Annotated in this window: 12 protein-coding genes; 5 read left to right on the forward strand and 7 right to left on the reverse strand. The window is 45.1% G+C overall.

Translation table 11 applies throughout. The features are described from left to right. Positions 1-24 precede the first annotated feature (24 nt). The 4 genes from NIAKO_RS13075 to NIAKO_RS13090 all read right to left on the reverse strand — a co-directional run bounded on the left by NIAKO_RS13075 (position 25) and on the right by NIAKO_RS13090 (position 6316). Complete coding sequence (locus tag NIAKO_RS13075; protein WP_014218909.1) at positions 25-3537, reverse strand: SusC/RagA family TonB-linked outer membrane protein; 3513 nt, start codon at positions 3535-3537, stop codon at positions 25-27. A 295-nt stretch (positions 3538-3832) separates the two neighbouring features. Then, the gene (locus NIAKO_RS13080; RefSeq protein ID WP_014218910.1) at positions 3833-4987 is read right to left on the reverse strand and encodes a FecR family protein; all 1155 of its coding nucleotides are present in this window, start codon (positions 4985-4987) and stop codon (positions 3833-3835) included. Between the two features lie 131 nt (positions 4988-5118). Continuing rightward, complete coding sequence (locus NIAKO_RS13085; RefSeq protein WP_014218911.1) at positions 5119-5745, reverse strand: RNA polymerase sigma factor; 627 nt, start codon at positions 5743-5745, stop codon at positions 5119-5121. A gap of 115 nt (positions 5746-5860) precedes the next feature. Continuing rightward, positions 5861-6316 carry a DUF5991 domain-containing protein gene (locus tag NIAKO_RS13090; RefSeq protein WP_014218912.1) on the reverse strand — a complete coding sequence of 152 codons (456 nt, stop codon included), beginning with the start codon at positions 6314-6316 and terminating at the stop codon, positions 5861-5863. Between the two features lie 436 nt (positions 6317-6752). Between NIAKO_RS13090 and NIAKO_RS13095 the strand changes: the two genes are divergently transcribed. After that, a complete protein-coding gene (locus NIAKO_RS13095) occupies positions 6753-9782 on the forward strand; it encodes a SusC/RagA family TonB-linked outer membrane protein (RefSeq protein ID WP_014218913.1) in 3030 nt (1009 codons plus the stop codon). Between the two features lie 23 nt (positions 9783-9805). Continuing rightward, entirely contained in the window at positions 9806-11275 is a 1470-nt protein-coding gene (locus tag NIAKO_RS13100; RefSeq protein WP_014218914.1) for a RagB/SusD family nutrient uptake outer membrane protein, read from the forward strand. Between the two features lie 62 nt (positions 11276-11337). Here the strand turns inward: NIAKO_RS13100 and NIAKO_RS13105 are convergent, their stop codons facing one another. Genes NIAKO_RS13105 through NIAKO_RS13115 form a run of 3 tightly spaced genes read right to left on the reverse strand, consistent with a single transcriptional unit; the run spans position 11338 to position 13305 of the window. Next, complete coding sequence (locus NIAKO_RS13105) at positions 11338-12048, reverse strand: pirin family protein (RefSeq protein ID WP_014218915.1); 711 nt, start codon at positions 12046-12048, stop codon at positions 11338-11340. Then, the gene (locus NIAKO_RS13110) at positions 12011-12553 is read right to left on the reverse strand and encodes a hypothetical protein (RefSeq protein WP_014218916.1); all 543 of its coding nucleotides are present in this window, start codon (positions 12551-12553) and stop codon (positions 12011-12013) included. The genes NIAKO_RS13105 and NIAKO_RS13110 overlap by 38 nt, the downstream gene beginning before the upstream one ends. Positions 12554-12564: 11 nt before the next feature. Continuing rightward, the gene (locus NIAKO_RS13115) at positions 12565-13305 is read right to left on the reverse strand and encodes a dioxygenase family protein (protein ID WP_014218917.1); all 741 of its coding nucleotides are present in this window, start codon (positions 13303-13305) and stop codon (positions 12565-12567) included. Between the two features lie 144 nt (positions 13306-13449). Between NIAKO_RS13115 and NIAKO_RS13120 the strand changes: the two genes are divergently transcribed. The 3 genes from NIAKO_RS13120 to NIAKO_RS13130 all read left to right on the forward strand — a co-directional run bounded on the left by NIAKO_RS13120 (position 13450) and on the right by NIAKO_RS13130 (position 15443). Next, the gene (locus NIAKO_RS13120) at positions 13450-14304 is read left to right on the forward strand and encodes an MBL fold metallo-hydrolase (protein WP_014218918.1); all 855 of its coding nucleotides are present in this window, start codon (positions 13450-13452) and stop codon (positions 14302-14304) included. A 145-nt stretch (positions 14305-14449) separates the two neighbouring features. After that, positions 14450-14803: an HYC_CC_PP family protein gene (locus NIAKO_RS13125; RefSeq protein WP_014218919.1), complete on the forward strand. Its 354-nt coding sequence runs from the start codon at positions 14450-14452 to the stop codon at positions 14801-14803. Positions 14804-14870: 67 nt separating this feature from the next. Continuing rightward, positions 14871-15443 (forward strand): hypothetical protein, encoded by a 573-nt coding sequence (locus NIAKO_RS13130; RefSeq protein WP_014218920.1) that lies wholly within the window; start codon positions 14871-14873, stop codon positions 15441-15443. Positions 15444-15527 lie beyond the last annotated feature (84 nt).

Genomic DNA, 15527 nt, shown 5'->3' on the forward strand with positions numbered 1-15527 from the left:
ACTATTTTGTCAGGTTCAGGATATTTAAAATTCAACGTTTATGCCGCCGGTAATCGTTCTGGGAACCGGGTAACGGCCCAGGTCGATACCGCTCAGGAATACGTTTCCATTTACCGGCCCTACTTCAGGATCGTACCCTGAATAGTGGGTGAACGTGTGCAGGTTCTGGATGGAAACATAAGCCCTGAACCTTGAAATGGCTTTCAGGTTCCGATGCATCAACGGGGTGAAGTTGTAACCCAGCGTTATATTCTGAATACGCAGGTAAGAACCATCTTCTATGAACCGGTTGCTGATGCCTCCGTTATCGTTCGGATCACCGTTTGCATAACGTGGCATGGAGGTGTTATTGTTTTCGTACGTCCAGCGGTCTTTTACACTGGCCATTTGATTGCCTGCCGTGGCCGTCATGGCCTCGCCCCATACGCGGGTGTAGTTGAAGATATTATTACCATACGTTCCGGTCACGAAAATGGAAAGATCGAAATTCTGATAAGAGAAGTTGTTGGTAAAACCAAAGGTGAATTTAGGGTTGGGGTTCCCGATTATTACGCGGTCGTCGCCATCGATAGCGCCGCTTTTATCCTGGTCCCTGAACTGGATATCGCCCAGGTAGGTGCCGTTTTTGGCATCTCTGCTGTTTCCGGCGCGGATGGCGGCTCCATTCAACTGATCGATGGTCTGGAACAAACCAACCGTTTGATATCCATAAAACAACCCTACTGGTTGTCCTACCATTGTTTTGGTGATGGGCGGGTTACCATTTACCGACAGGGTTTGTACAATGTTACTGGTTTGGCTGTTCAGTTCTTTTACGGTATTCTGGTAGTGTGAGAAAATGAGGGTGCTCTTCCAGTCTACTTTTGCATTTTTACCGGAGTGGTAGATCAGGGAGATGTCGTAGCCCTTATTTTGCATTTTACCATAGTTCACATAAGGCGCCGCCATTCCCAGCGTACCGCTGTTGGGAATACCGGTACCCGTAAACGCGGGATAAGTGGCTGCGAACAGGAATTTGTTGGAGATCTTATTGTACAGATCAACAGTAACATCAAACCGTTGTGCAATGCCTACATCGATACCGAGGTTGGTTTGCGCCTGGTGTTCCCATTTTACATTGGGGTTGGCATAGTTACTGATGTACTGCCCCAAACCACTGCCAAATGCAGATGAGTTGATGAACACCGGGCTAAGCGCTGAACCATATACATAGTTGGGTACATTCTGATTACCCACTTCTCCATACCCGGCCCGGATCTTCAGGTGATTGATGTATGAAAATGATTTTAAAAATTCTTCATTGGAAATTGTCCACGAAACGGAGATGCCCGGGAACCAACCTATTTGTTTACCCGGTGCAAATTTGCTGGTTTGGTCTCTTCTTATATTGGCGGTAAATGAATACCGGTTATCGAATGAATAAATGATGCGGCTGAAATAGGATTCCTGGGTGCTTTGCAACAGGCTTTGGATAGTGCTGGCTGTTGACGGATCGCCCAGGCTCAGCGAATAAAGGTCGTTGGAAACAAATTTCGACCGCGAAGAAGTTATGCTGTTCGTTTCATATTCCTGAGCCTCCTGGCCGGCCATGATGGTAACATCGTGTTGCTTTATTCTTTTTTGCCAGGTAAGTACGTTGCGCCAGTTCCAGAAAGTGGTTTTACTGGATTGTACTTTATAGCTGTTGAGGTTATTTATACTGCGGCCCCAGGCAAAGGTGGGCATCCAGGCATCGCTGTTGTTCCAGTTGAGGTCGCTGCCGAAATCAGACCGGAAGGTGAAGTCTTTCAGGAAAGTTGTTTGCACATACAGGTTGCTTTGCAGTTTGTTTTTTGTAAGCAGCGTATGCCAGGTAGTTGCCTGGGCCACCGGGTTACCGCCGCTCATGGCGCCTAAACCGGTAATATCGCTTGGACCGCCATACGTGCCATCCACATTGGTAATGGGCACATCGGGCGATTGCTGGATAGCCATGGCAATCACATTCCCGTAATTGTTATTGGAGTTATTGGTGAGCGTGATGGTTTGACCGGTGCTGCTGTAACTGCCATTTACCCCCAGTTTTAACCAGGGCTTTACCTGGTTATCGAGGTTAATGCGAATTGTTTTACGTTTTAACCCGGAACCTATAATCGTTCCTTCCTGGTTGAAATAGTTGCCGGAGATATAATAGGTGGTACCGGCTTTACCGCCCGACAAAGCCAGCTGGTAGTTTTGAATGGCGGCAGATTGAAAAATAGCCCGTTGCCAATCGGTACCCTTGCCCAGCAGATCTATATTGGCGAACTGCGGCTGCCGTTCGGTACCGGTAAAATCAGCAATGCCGTTCTTGTAAGCGCCATAAGCTTTCAGGTCCATCAGATCGAGGTACTTACTGATGTTTGCCACGCCGTAGTACCCATCGAAGGTTATTTTACCATCGCCGGCTTTTCCTTTTTTTGTAGTGATGATGATGACGCCATTGGCAGCTCGATTGCCATAGATAGAAGTGGCGGAAGCATCTTTTAGGATGTCTACCGATAAAATGTCGTTGGGGTTTAAAAATGACAGGGCGCTCATATTGCTTTCACCATCGCCTACAAAAGAAATAGCGTCTTTGTTATTGTTACCTTCCAGGGGCACGCCATCTATAACATATAAGGGCTCAGTTCCGCCGAAGGTGGAAATACCGCGGATCTTTACAGATACACCGCCACCGGGGGCGCCGGAATTCTGGGTTACTGTAACGCCCGAAGCCTTGCCCTGCAGCATTTGATCGATACCGGTTTGCGGCAGGTTCTTCAGGTCATCTGCTTTTATGGAAACAATGGAACTGTTTACGTCTTTCCGTTTCTGAGTACCATACCCGATCACCACCACATCATCGAGGTTCAATACCTGTGTTTTCATAATAATGAGGAAGCGGGATTCCTTTCCGATCACGATTTCCTGTTTTTCGTACCCTATGGCGGAAATAATCAATATTTTATCTTCATCGGTTGTACTCAATTCAAAAAGCCCTTCCTTATTGGTAGTTGTGCCACGGGTGGTGCCTTTTACCTGGATGCTGGCGCTTACAATGGGCACTCCTTCCTCGGTTACAATCTTTCCGGTGAGTTTGCCAGGCAGGATTACCGGCATTGCCTCATAACCGGTATTGTCCTCAAAGGCAATACCATCGCTGCCGGATACAACTCCGGCAATAGCGATGGTATTTAAAAAGATGTACCCGTTTTTGTCTACTTCAAAACTGATGCGCAAGGGGGTAAGCACCAGTGAAAGAAACGCTGACAGCGGTTTTTCCTTTACACTGATGGTAACCCGGCGGTCAGACTGAATGATCTCCCGGCTGTAGAGGAATTTGGCGCCGGTCATTTTACTTACGTCTTTCAGTACCGATTTCAATTCCTTGTTCGATACTGAAATGGTTACGTTTTTGGCCAGTATCTCCTGGCCCGTGGTGACTTTGGCGAGGCTACAAAACGATGTCAACATCAGCAGGATCGGGATGGCAGATAGTTTCATAATGGCAGTCACTAATGAAAAATAATTTTTCATAAATTGCAATCCTTGGTTTTAATAATAATTGAAATCAACCGCCTGTATCCTACTGTGCAAAAAGCAGATACAGGTAACAACCGGAAGCTTGTAATGGGCCAACATTACAGGCTTCCTTTTTTCCCGCCATCGCTTACGCGAGGCGGGGCTAAGGAAAGTGGCAAGTGAATCGTTCGTTACAACATAGTACAGTTAGTTTTGGTTACTTATTAATTCAGTGTTCTCAGTTCTTTGTTCTTGGTTTTTGGTTATATGTTGCCGCGATGGCTTTCAGCTTATAGCTTTAGGCTGTATTTTATTTACATCCCTTTGTATTTATTATCACACTCCCGTCAATCACTTCATAGGTCGCATTGATAATCCTACAAATGATGCGCAGCTTTTCATAGAAGGGTTCATTGCCTAATGCGGCAGAAATGGTGCAGGTTTTCAGCACTTCTTCATCTATCAGAATGGGTACGCCATAAGCGGTTTGTAAGCGGCTGAATACTTCTGCCGCGGGGGTATCGTCAAAATCAAAGCTGTAATTTGCCTGGCTGGCGATCACCGGTTTTTCTACCAGTGATTTATTCATTTGTTCGTTGGGAATATCGTATACTACCTGTTGGTTGGGAGTAACTACCATGCCTTTTAAGGTGGCAGAACCGGCATCGGTACTGGTGAAATTCTCGCGTTTAAAAACCGACACCTTCCCGGTTTTTACCACTACGCTGGCCGTTTCGGCGCTGCTCATGGCTTTTACATAAAAGCTGGTGCCCAGCACTTTTGTAACTATTGTTTTGGTATATACAATAAACGGACGTTCGGGATTACGGGTTATATTAAAAAAGGCATTGCCTTCCAGGTATACTTCTCTTTTACCCGATGAAAAATTGGCCGCATACGTAAGCCGGCTGCTTTTTTCCAGCACTACTTCACTTCCATCTGACAATACAATGTGCTGCCCGCTGTCTGAATTGTTATTGTACTCAAGGCTTTTGTGTTTTGATTCCTTTAAAAAGGCCTTGTAGGCATTGGCAGGCGCCTGGCCGGGTTTATTGGAATAATGCCAGTAAACGCCTGCGATCATTAAAAGAGACGCTGCAATACCCACCAGGTAGCGTGTACGGAAAAAAGGGATACCTTTCAAGCCCCGCTCCTTACCATCATCCGTATAGGTCTCCAGGTATCCAGGTTCTTCATCCTCGTATATTTCCGGGTTTAAGGATAATAATTTCTGTTGAATAAGATCAGCTTCCCGGTTTATTTCCTGGTTAGTAAGTTGGTTGTTGCTTTCGGTAAGCGTTTCAATAATTGCTTTGGCTGCAGCTACCCACTCCAGCCGGGCTGGATTTTTATCTATCCATTGGCTCCAGTAAATGGCGGCGGCTTCATCTTTTTCAATGATCCATTTTCTGAACAATTCACTGGCCAGTAAGTCATCTATGCTATTGATATCCTGATTTTTCATCTGATGTATGCTCCCTGTAAACCCAATACACCGCGACGAAAAAAAACTACTGTACTTTTTGGAAGAAATTTTGAGATTTCCTGATTTCGGGATTTGAAAACCAGGCTGGTGGCTGACAATTAAAGAAATCACTAAATCGCTAAATCAGAAATCCATAATTGGCTTAATACCAATATCAATACAATAGATAATGCAATAGTTGGTTTAAAATAAGCACCGGTATGCCGGCGCAATTTATTGAGTGCGTCGTTGAGGAGATTGTATACCGACTGACGGTTTAATTGCATAATGTCGGCAATTTCGGCGGCGCTGGCATTGAGGTAGAAGCGTAAATAAATGATCTCCTGCTGGCGTTTGGAGAGTTGCAGGATACATTTTCTTATTCTGTCGGCCAAAGCGGCCCTTTGCTCCTGTTGAATGAGCTGGTCGTCGGGAGTTGCATTGGCATCTTTGAACTCGATAAAACTGAGGCCTTCTGTTGAACCGGATTTGGTGAGCGCCTTTCCCAGGCGGCGGCGCAATGCTTTCATGAGGTAATGCTCTACCGAAGCTGTTTCATTTATAGCATTCCGTTTATGCCACAGATACAGGAAAAGATCCTGGATGCAATCCTTTACCAGGGCCGCATCGCGGGTGAATTTACAACCATATTGATAGAGTAAATTGTAATGCCGTTTTACGATGGCATCGAGAGCGAGGTGATCGCCGGGCAAAAATTGTATCCACAGTTCTTCACTGGTAAAATCCACGTATTTCATGCTGGCAGCAGTCGTTGGTTGGGTTAAAAAGGCTACATGTGTTCCGACACTAAAATAGGAAAAAGATTTTTATTAATGTAAACGGTTACAGCGCTATTTTTTTAACCCCGGGCTGCTAGAGATCGTCCTGCTTTCTTTTTTTCAACCTGTTAAAACAAATGCCTTCCGGTTCGGGAAACTCTACCAGCATGGGTTGCAGCTTCTTCCAGCCGGTAATTAAATTGTTTCCGTCTTTACTCAGGCTGAACAATACGTCACCGGGTTTGAAGTCCTGTGAGCCATCGAGGTATTTATTATATCTTACATCAACCCGGGAAGAATCGCCGGAGATAGTAGTGAGTAATTTTATATAAGTAGTTAACCCGGTAATTTCCAGGGTGCCCCAGCAGGTATCGTTTTGTTGCGACACCGATAACTCCCACTCCATGATCTTGTTAATACCGGTAGCCGTAGGCACTGGTAATTCGTGATAGGAATAATCGCCCACCCAGTTTGTGCAATGCCCAAATGAATTATTTTTTGAGCAGGCGCACATGGAAAACAATAATAGCGTGATGAACAAACTTTTCATAAAGTATGGGACTATATATAATTATGGTTGCTGATTACAAGTTTCAGGTTACAGGTTGCAGGGCAGGTTCATATTAATGATTGAACCATGAACGATTTAGGTTATTGAGCCTGGGTGAAATATTTCGATGGTTATGGGCGAGGTGTATTACAAATGCCGATAAATTATAATAGGAGCATTGTGCCGTAATGCGTGGCAATTTCACATTTTATCCGATACACGGTTGTGCTTTTTCGCTGTTGTGGATAAAATAGCAGACCAGCAGGCAGATAATGTCGATTTTCAGTACGCCTGCCCAAAAGCGCATTTATTATGTACTTATCACGATAACTAACTGGCTGTCATGCGGAAACGTTTCCGTAAATAAAGCAGATCTGTTACATCTATTAACCTGTATTTGTTGTCTTGCCTGTAAACCCAATTTAAAACGATTGTTATGCCTACAACCAAACTAACCTTGGTTGCATTGGTAATGTGCTGGTGTTCTGTTGCTTTTGCCCAAAACAAACAGTTTACCGGAAGAGTTACCAATCCGCAACAAGCTCCACTTGCAGGGGTCACTGTCCAGGTCAAAAATAGCAAAGTAACTACTGCTACCGCCTCAGATGGCAGCTTCACCATTTCAGCATCAGGCGATAAAGTGACACTTGTGTTTTCTTCCATTGGTCTTGAAAAGAAAGAGATAATCGCCACTGCAGGTGTGCCGGTTGAACTGCAGTTAAAAGAAGAAGCACAAGGTCTGTCGGATGTGGTAGTAGTTGGATATGGCACCCAACGAAAGACCGAGCTCACCGGCGCTGTATCTTCCATTAAAGGCGAAAAGCTGCGCGAAATGCCTGTTGTAAGTGTTGAACAGGCTGTAGCGGGCCGCCTGGCGGGTGTACAGGTACAACAAACATCCGGACAACCGGGAGCCGGCATCAGTATTCGCGTACGCGGTGTTTCGTCTATCGCAGGTGGTAATGAACCCCTGTACGTTATTGACGGATTGCCGCAGTTCAATGATGATGTACGGGGCGCCAACGGACTGGCCACTATTAATCCGTCGGATATTGAATCGATAGAAGTATTAAAAGATGCATCGGCAACAGCTATTTATGGTTCCCGTGGCGCCAATGGTGTGGTAATGGTCACTACCCGCTCAGGCAGGGCCGGACAACCACGGGTAGTATTTGAAAGCTCTTTCGGTATGCAAAAAATACGCAAGAAACTGGAGTTGATGAATGCCGATGAGTATGTAGATTTTTCCAAACGGTATTATACCAATTCGGGTATAGCCTTTCCTGCTGACCTTGCGGCCTATACGCCCGGTGTTAATACCGACTGGCAGGATGAAGTGTTCCGCACCGCTTTGCTTACCAATAACAACCTGAGTGTTTCAGGGGGAAATGATAAAACCCGGTACTACATTTCTACCGGTTATATCAATCAACAGGGTATTGTTCGCAACAGCGGTTATCAGCGTGGTTCGGTGCGATTGAACCTTGATAGCAAAGTGAGCGATATTTTTACCGTTCAATCACGCCTCACGGTTTCACGCGCCAAACAGAATGGCTTCTCCCCTTCTGTAGGTGACAATACCCGCAACCTGGGTAAATCAGGTATTGGTTCTGTATTGCGTGCTATCAGTACAGTACCTGTAAAAAATCCAGATGGTACGTATACGGATGTTACACCATTCAGCTTTAATGGCATCGATGCCGAGAACCCGGTGGCCATGGCCGATGAAGTGCTCGATCAAAATACAACTACCCGCGTTCAGGGCGGCGTTGATTTTAAAGTAACGATCGCAAAAGGACTAATCAATACTACCCGGTTATCGGGCGACTTTTATAGTATCCGTCGCGACCTGTATTTCCCCCGCATCTTGCCGCGCCTGGGTAACAATATTGGTTCTGCCGAGCTGGGCAACTATGATAAAACCTCGTTACTGGCTGAAGATTTTTTGGAATATAAATACAACCTTACACCGGAGTCGTACATTGAAGCCATTGGCGGGGTATCGTATCAGAAAGAACGGCTCAATACAACCGATTTGGCCGCATCAGGTTTTGGAACAGACCAGTTAAAGAATTATAATTTTAGTTCGGCCAGCTCTGTGAGTAAACCGGTTACTAACGTTGTTGAGGATGCGATCGTCAGCGCCTTTGCCCGGGTACGGTTGAATTTGAAAGAAAAATACATCTTCGCCGCCAGTATTCGCCGGGATGGCGCCTCTGTATTTGCTGAGAATAATAAATACGGCGTGTTCCCGTCGGTATCTGCTGCCTGGCGGATGTCGGAGGAAGCGTTTCTGCAGGATGTTTCCTGGCTGTCGAGTCTGAAAGTGCGTGCCAGCTGGGGACAGGCAGGTAACCCGGCCATCAAACCTTATCAGTCGTTATTACTGGGGCAAACAGTAAATACGGGCCAGGGTGCGGGTACCGGTTTATCAGTTGGGTTGGCGCCAACCTTCCCCAATCCTAATTTGAAATGGGAAACTACCACGCAAACTGATGTCGGTTTTGACGCTGGTGTTTTGAAAGAAAGATTCCGTCTCAGTTTTGACTATTATATTAAAACCACCACCGACCTGCTGGCGCTTGTGCAATTGCCACCAAGTGCCGGGGTAGGCGCCGGCATTGGTTCGGGTCCGGGCCAGATCATCGATAATGTAGGAGAAGTGCAAAACAAAGGTTGGGAATTTACTTTGGGCGCCAATATTCTGAATAATGACGACTGGTCCATCAACATCGATGTAAACCTGTCGCACAATAAGAACGAGGTTACTAAAACAAAAGATGGGAAAGATATTCCCACCATTGCCGGTGGCAATGATGCATCCGGTTCCAACAGCATTATTCGCCCGGGCCAACCACTCTCTGCATTCTTTGGACCAAAATTCCTGGGCCTGGATAAAGATGGCGTTCCTTTATATGAGAATCTGAATGGTGATAAAGATGCTACTGGTCGCGACCTCATTAATGCGTTGGATAACCAGATCATAGGCAGCCCCTACCCTGATCTGTATTATGGCATCAACCCAACCATCCGGTATAAACGTTTTACCTTGTCATCAATTTGGGCTGGCGTAAGCGGATCGCGCATCAACAATGCCGTTTTATTCGACATGACCATTCCAACACCGGTGAACCAGTATAACAAACTGAAAGCGGTGAATGATTTTTATCCCACTCCAAGTCTTACTGTCAGTAACTATCATTTCCGCAGCGACCGGTATATGGAAAATGGTTCGTTCTTCAGGTTACGCAACATCCGGTTAGATTATAACATCGAGCTAAAAAGCAAGGCTATCAAAAACCTGAATGTGTATGTTAGCGCCCAGAATCTGCTCACGTTTACCGATTATTCAGGCTACGATCCGGAGGTGAATACATTTAATGGGAACGATCGCAGGCAGGGTGTTGATCTTGGTGCATATCCGGCTGCAAAGACTTACAATTTGGGTTTTGGAATCACATTTTAAGCTGATTATTTAAATTATTATATATGAAACAAAAGATCTTCTATATATATCTTGCCATTGCATTGCTTTCCAGTTGTGATAAATTACTGGAAGAAAAGCCAAAGGCAATTGCTACGCTGGGGGCTCTTGATCCCACCACACTGGATCAAACCATCATAGGAGTATATGAACCATTGACGCGCAGCCGGGGCCGGTTATGGGAATCAACCGTTGGCCTGGGTTTGGAATTGATGAGTGAATATGCCGACGGCGGATCGATCCAATTGAGCTGGAGCAATTACAACAACGTAATGAGCCAGCCCAACAGTTTTGCGCAATCGTGGACTACCCTGTACGAAGCCATTGGCAGGGCGAACTCATTGATCGATAATCTGAACCGCAACACAACCCTGAGTGATGCCGTAAAAAATAAAGCTTATGGTGAAGCTTATTTTGTGCGTGGCTATTGTTATTATTTTGCCGTTAGGGTTTGGGGTAAGGTGCCGTTGAGGTTGCAGCCCATTGTAAACGCCAATGATGTAGCCCTGGCCCTGTCACCGGTTAATGTGATCTATGATTCAGTGATCAGGGATATGAAGTTTGCAGAAGCCAACCTGCCCAATACCACTACGTCCCCGGGCCGTGCCACAGCAGGCGCAGCCAAAACAGCTTTGGCCGATATTTACTTAACATTAGGTCAATACCAACTGGCGCGCGATAAAGCCAAAGAGGTGATGGACAATAAAGCCAACTATGGCTATGACCTGGAACCTTCCCTGGAAACTGTATACTCCCCTACGTTAGCAACCAATAAAGAAGATGTGTTCTCATTGAAGTTCTCCGAGATAGTTGACAAAGGTGCTTTTATGGCTTCTTATTGGGCCGATTCTAAAGCAAAGGCAGCCGGCTTTTCAGTAAGTGGTAATAAATTTGGCGGCATTATTTCTGCAGCGCCATTGATCAAAAACTGGGACAACAATGACCTGCGCAAAAAATTCAGTTTGTATAATAGTTATTTGATCAATGGGGTGGTAACAGCCGCAGAAATAGAAACTGACATCTATGATCTTCGACTGGGTAAATACAAAGACCCCAATGCGCCCATAGACACCGGAAATGGGAATGACTTTTACTTATATCGTTTTGCCGATGTGCTGTTAATATTTGCTGAGGCTGAAAACAAAGTAAACGGTCCAACTGCCGCTGCGTATGGCGCTATTAACCAGGTACGTCGCCGGGCATATGGAGTATCCACCAATACAGCCAGCGCTGTAGCTGATCTGCCAGCAGGATTAAGTCAAACCGCTTTTGATGATATGGTGTTCCGCGAAAGAGGATATGAGTTTATTGGTGAATGCAAACGCTGGTTCGACATGGTGAGAACCAATCGCCTGGCGCAAACAATCAGTGATGTAAATTCGGTGATTAAATTCCCAAATCGTAAACCGGTGCCAACTAAAACACTGTTTGGCTTACCGGATGTAGAGTTACAAAACAATCCATTAGCGAATTAATAACGAATGTCGAATATCGAACGCTGAATGCTGAAGTAACTTCATCATTCAGCGTTCTGCATTCAATATTCGACATGTAATAACGGAATTTCCATTACCAGAATAATAGCATCGTTAGAAAGTGCTTCCAATTCAATTTCCGAAGCCTCCCAGAGGGCCAGGCCATCACGTGGATGTAACAGGCGGTATTGCACTTCGAAGGCGCCCTGAATTACAAATGCAAATAAGCCGTTTTGTAGCTGGCTGAGTTTATAAACAGACTCCTCACGGCCATTGTATTTACCAATAGAAAATTTATAATGCGGATGAGTAACCGGTATTGGCACCAGTTGATTGGTATTGTTAATTATATTGAATAAAGTTACCTGCGGGGCATTATCCCTTTCATTACCCAATTTATAGAACCAGAGCTGTAAAAAATTCACCAGTTCATCGTGGTACGGGTTGCTTATTTGAATAGTAGTGTTCTTAGGCGTTGTATATAACAGGCATTCTCCTGCAGAAACACAGTTAGCATGTCCGGCGCTATCTGTATAGGCGATAGTACCCACTACCGGGATCAAAACTATTACCGAATCTGCTTCAACGGTCATGGAGATGCTTTTACCACCAGCCAGTGTTTCATCGTTCAATACATAGAATGGTCCGAACGGAAGTTTATGTTCCTGTTGGTATTGACCAAAGTTAAATGTGTTGAAACTCCGGAACCAGTCTGTTTCGTGATGACCACGTTCTTCAGCCAGGAATATTTTCCCCTTGTTCTGTTGTACCATGCGCTGCTGGTTTTATTGAGTAAATGCTTACAAACGGCGGCAACATAAACAGCTCTGTTAAATGCTCACCGTTTTCCATATTGCCAGGGATAGACAGCAACAGCTGGTTGTTGATGGTATCATGCCAAACCAGGTGACCGGTGAAGAAACTAATGGCCACCTGGTGTTTGGCTTTATCTTTTATATCAGAGTTAATGATCTCGAACCGGTAGTTATTAAACGGCAGAAATAACCGGCCCAAACTATTCAATAGATCGGGCACCCTACCCTGCAGTTGTTGCAAATACCCAATGACGGCGGCGCTTACGAGAAAATGTAACTTTTCGGCCGCCGGCACATGGGTAATTAAATCGCGGAATGCTGTATATTTCTTTTCCTGGTTATAGAATTGCGATTGCAACAGGAACTCGGTGTAGGTATCATTAAACACCAGTTTATCCCAGGGTTTCACCGAGCTTACATCGATCACCTTTCTGTAACACAATCTGATTATTCCCTTATGCATACATTCGCTTATTATGCTGCTACATTGATGGTATGGGTAAGCGTATATCCGCCCGACAAACTACCAGTCACGGTTGACAATTCCATACCTGCGGTATCATCACTGAAAACATTATCGCTGGCATTATAAGTATAACCACTCATTCCTTTTGTATACCCATAGGTAGTGCCACCGCTGCCATTTACAGTTGCTACCGCACTGGTACTGCCTTCGGGGAAGGAGATCTGTGTTACCAGCAAAGAAGTACCTGCTGCATTATAAACGTGCACATGAATGTGGGTGGCCCGGCCTGAATACCAGCCCGGGAAAATGGAAGTAAATGTCACCAGTCCGTTGGAATCAGTGGTTTGGCGGCCGCGTAAAAAGTGAACCGACGTGTAATTGGTCGATTGCATGCTGGTACCGCCATATTCGGAGTAATTGCCATCTTTATCACAATGCCAGATGTCTACGAGGGCGCCGCTCAACGCACTACAGCTGTTGTTCTTGTTTGTAATTGTGATCTTGATGGTGAATGGAACCCCGGTCCTATCCCCCGTAATATCGGATTTTACCAGCGTGCCGGGCGATTTGGTGGGGAATGGTCCTTCCGTTTCAGTAGGAGAAATGGTACAGGAACCGGTACTGCCTGAGGTGGTACTGCCATCTGTGGTGGTGGTATCGGTATTCTTTTTACAGGCGCTGGCCAAAGGAGCAATAGCTGCCAGACCAAGGGCGGCTAATCCATTTTTCAGAAAATGCTTTCTTTCCATGCTTATTTGATTTGGTTGTGTAGAGTTATTGCCTATCTGACCGTGTTTATTTGTAAAGTTTAACCCTTATTCCTGCCTGAAAGGCCTTCCCTCGGTGAAAATGGAAATTGTGTCGATGAATTATGGCCTATATTTGCACCCAACATGTCACTGTATATTGCATCGCTGAATTCGGGAAGTAATGGAAACTGTTATTATGTGGGCAACGGCCAGGAAGCCATCCTGGTAGATGCGGGCATCTCCTGCCGCGAAACGGAACGGCGCATGGCCCGCATAGGTTTATCGATGCAAACGGTAAAAGCCATTTTTGTTTCACACGAACATACCGATCACATCAGCGGCATCCCGGTACTCGCAAAGAAATACAGTCTCCCGGTTTATATTACCGACGCCACATTGTACCACGGCAACATCGATATTAAAAGAGATCAGGTAATTACCTTCAAACCATATGAACCGGTTACTATCGGTGAGTTGGCCATTCAGGCTTTTCCAAAATTTCATGATGCAGCCGAGCCGCATAGTTTTATTGTGAATGGCAACAATGTGAACATTGGCATCTTCACCGATATCGGTTCACCCTGCGATCATCTGGTACTTCACTTCAAGCATTGCCATGCCGCTTTCCTGGAGGCGAATTATGATGAAGACATGCTGGAGAACGGGAGTTATCCGCGGCATTTAAAGAACCGCATCCGTGGCGGGCATGGACATCTTTCCAATAAACAGGCGCTGGAAGTATTTACCAAACACCGGCCTTCGTATATGAGCCATCTCTTCCTTGCGCATCTATCAAGAGATAACAACTCGCCTCAACTGGTTCAACAATTATTTGATGAACATGCCGGTAATACGCAAATAATAATTGCTTCGCGTTTTGAAGAAACGGCCGTGTACCACGTGCAGGCTACGCATGATAAAGAACACATTTCCCTTCCTCAAAAATCTGATTCGCCTTTGCGGATAAAACCTTCGTATACGCAGTTGCGCTTGTGGTAAGTGGGTAGTGTACTAATCAAACAAGTACAATTATTCTGCTTATACAATCATTGAATTGTATCCTGTTAATTTGTTATTAAAAGCCTAATCAGAACCGTAATAATAACACACAAAACAACAACTATTATTATTTTTGCGGAGACTCATGAAAAAGCTTTTAGTAACTATATTAGCCCTTGTTTATCTCACCAGCACGGTGGGTGCTACATTGCGGCTGGATTGTTGCCTGGAGAACCTGGCTACTATTGGCCTGGGTGCTATCAAAGAATATAAGGATTGCAACAACGAGCACAAGCAGTTGAAGCTGGGCCATGAGCAAAAGCACCATGAGACGCACATCCGGGTTGCGAAAAGCTTTCCAGCCACCATAAGCTCTTCTTTTCCTGCTTATTCATTTCAGGCCATTGCTTCTTTAACGGAAGCATATCCTGTTAATAATGCACCGCCACAACGGGCAAACATCCCGCTTTTTATACTACATTGCGTTCACCGGATTTAATCCTTCTCTACTTATCTTCTTCATCAGCATGCTTTATGCTGTTTCTTCAATCATTAAATATAAGACCATGAGAATTATATTTCTCGCATTGTCATTTATAGCATCTGCAATAATGGTTAATGCGCAAAGTGGTGTATACCTCACCTACGACGATTTTGAGAACAACAGACTTACTTATGCCACCAATGATCCAGTAGAGGACAATAAAATCAGGTTCAATGAATTTATTGCAAAGCCATATCTGATTTTAAAACACAAGGGAGAAAAGGTGCACGTGTTCAAAGACGAGATCTATGCCTACAAGAATAAGAAGGACATTGTTCGCACCTGGAACTTCACGCCTTATTATTTCCTGGAGAAAGGGCCTGTGTGGATCTATTATAGAGATGTGTATACCTCCCAACCCAAGGGCACCCAGCGGGTACGGAAGTTTTTCTATTCGACGTATGGCAAGGGAGAAATATTACTCCTGACTGTACATAATCTGAAACGTTCGTTCCCCAATAATGACCTGTTTCATATTTACCTGGATGCGCAATTCCGAAACGATGCTGATCTGGCGCAATATGACAGGTACGCCAATAAATACAAAGTGAATGATCTTTTGGAGAAAGCGGGTTCGGGGATAACTAAAAAGTAAGTGCAATAAAATAAAAACGGTCAAAGGAACTGAACCCCTTTGACCGTTCTGTTATTGTGTTAGCATTTCAGCCTTTTGCTTTGT

Origin of the sequence: Niastella koreensis GR20-10 (genome assembly GCF_000246855.1) — a bacterium.
Taxonomy (GTDB): Bacteria; Bacteroidota; Bacteroidia; order Chitinophagales; family Chitinophagaceae; genus Niastella; species Niastella koreensis.

Bases quoted from the DNA above. Each gene is read 5' to 3' on its own strand.
- NIAKO_RS13090 (WP_014218912.1), bottom strand. From the start codon at position 6,316: ATGAAAAGTTTGTTCATCACGCTATTATTGTTTTCCATGTGCGCCTGC.
- NIAKO_RS13100 (WP_014218914.1), top strand. From the start codon at position 9,806: ATGAAACAAAAGATCTTCTATATATATCTTGCCATTGCATTGCTTTCC.
- NIAKO_RS13115 (WP_014218917.1), bottom strand. From the start codon at position 13,305: ATGGAAAGAAAGCATTTTCTGAAAAATGGATTAGCCGCCCTTGGTCTG.
- NIAKO_RS13085 (WP_014218911.1), bottom strand. From the start codon at position 5,745: ATGAAATACGTGGATTTTACCAGTGAAGAACTGTGGATACAATTTTTG.
- NIAKO_RS13130 (WP_014218920.1), top strand. From the start codon at position 14,871: ATGAGAATTATATTTCTCGCATTGTCATTTATAGCATCTGCAATAATG.
- NIAKO_RS13120 (WP_014218918.1), top strand. From the start codon at position 13,450: ATGTCACTGTATATTGCATCGCTGAATTCGGGAAGTAATGGAAACTGT.
- NIAKO_RS13075 (WP_014218909.1), bottom strand. From the start codon at position 3,537: ATGAAAAATTATTTTTCATTAGTGACTGCCATTATGAAACTATCTGCC.
- NIAKO_RS13105 (WP_014218915.1), bottom strand. From the start codon at position 12,048: ATGGTACAACAGAACAAGGGGAAAATATTCCTGGCTGAAGAACGTGGT.
- NIAKO_RS13110 (WP_014218916.1), bottom strand. From the start codon at position 12,553: ATGCATAAGGGAATAATCAGATTGTGTTACAGAAAGGTGATCGATGTA.
- NIAKO_RS13125 (WP_014218919.1), top strand. From the start codon at position 14,450: ATGAAAAAGCTTTTAGTAACTATATTAGCCCTTGTTTATCTCACCAGC.
- NIAKO_RS13095 (WP_014218913.1), top strand. From the start codon at position 6,753: ATGCCTACAACCAAACTAACCTTGGTTGCATTGGTAATGTGCTGGTGT.
- NIAKO_RS13080 (WP_014218910.1), bottom strand. From the start codon at position 4,987: ATGAAAAATCAGGATATCAATAGCATAGATGACTTACTGGCCAGTGAA.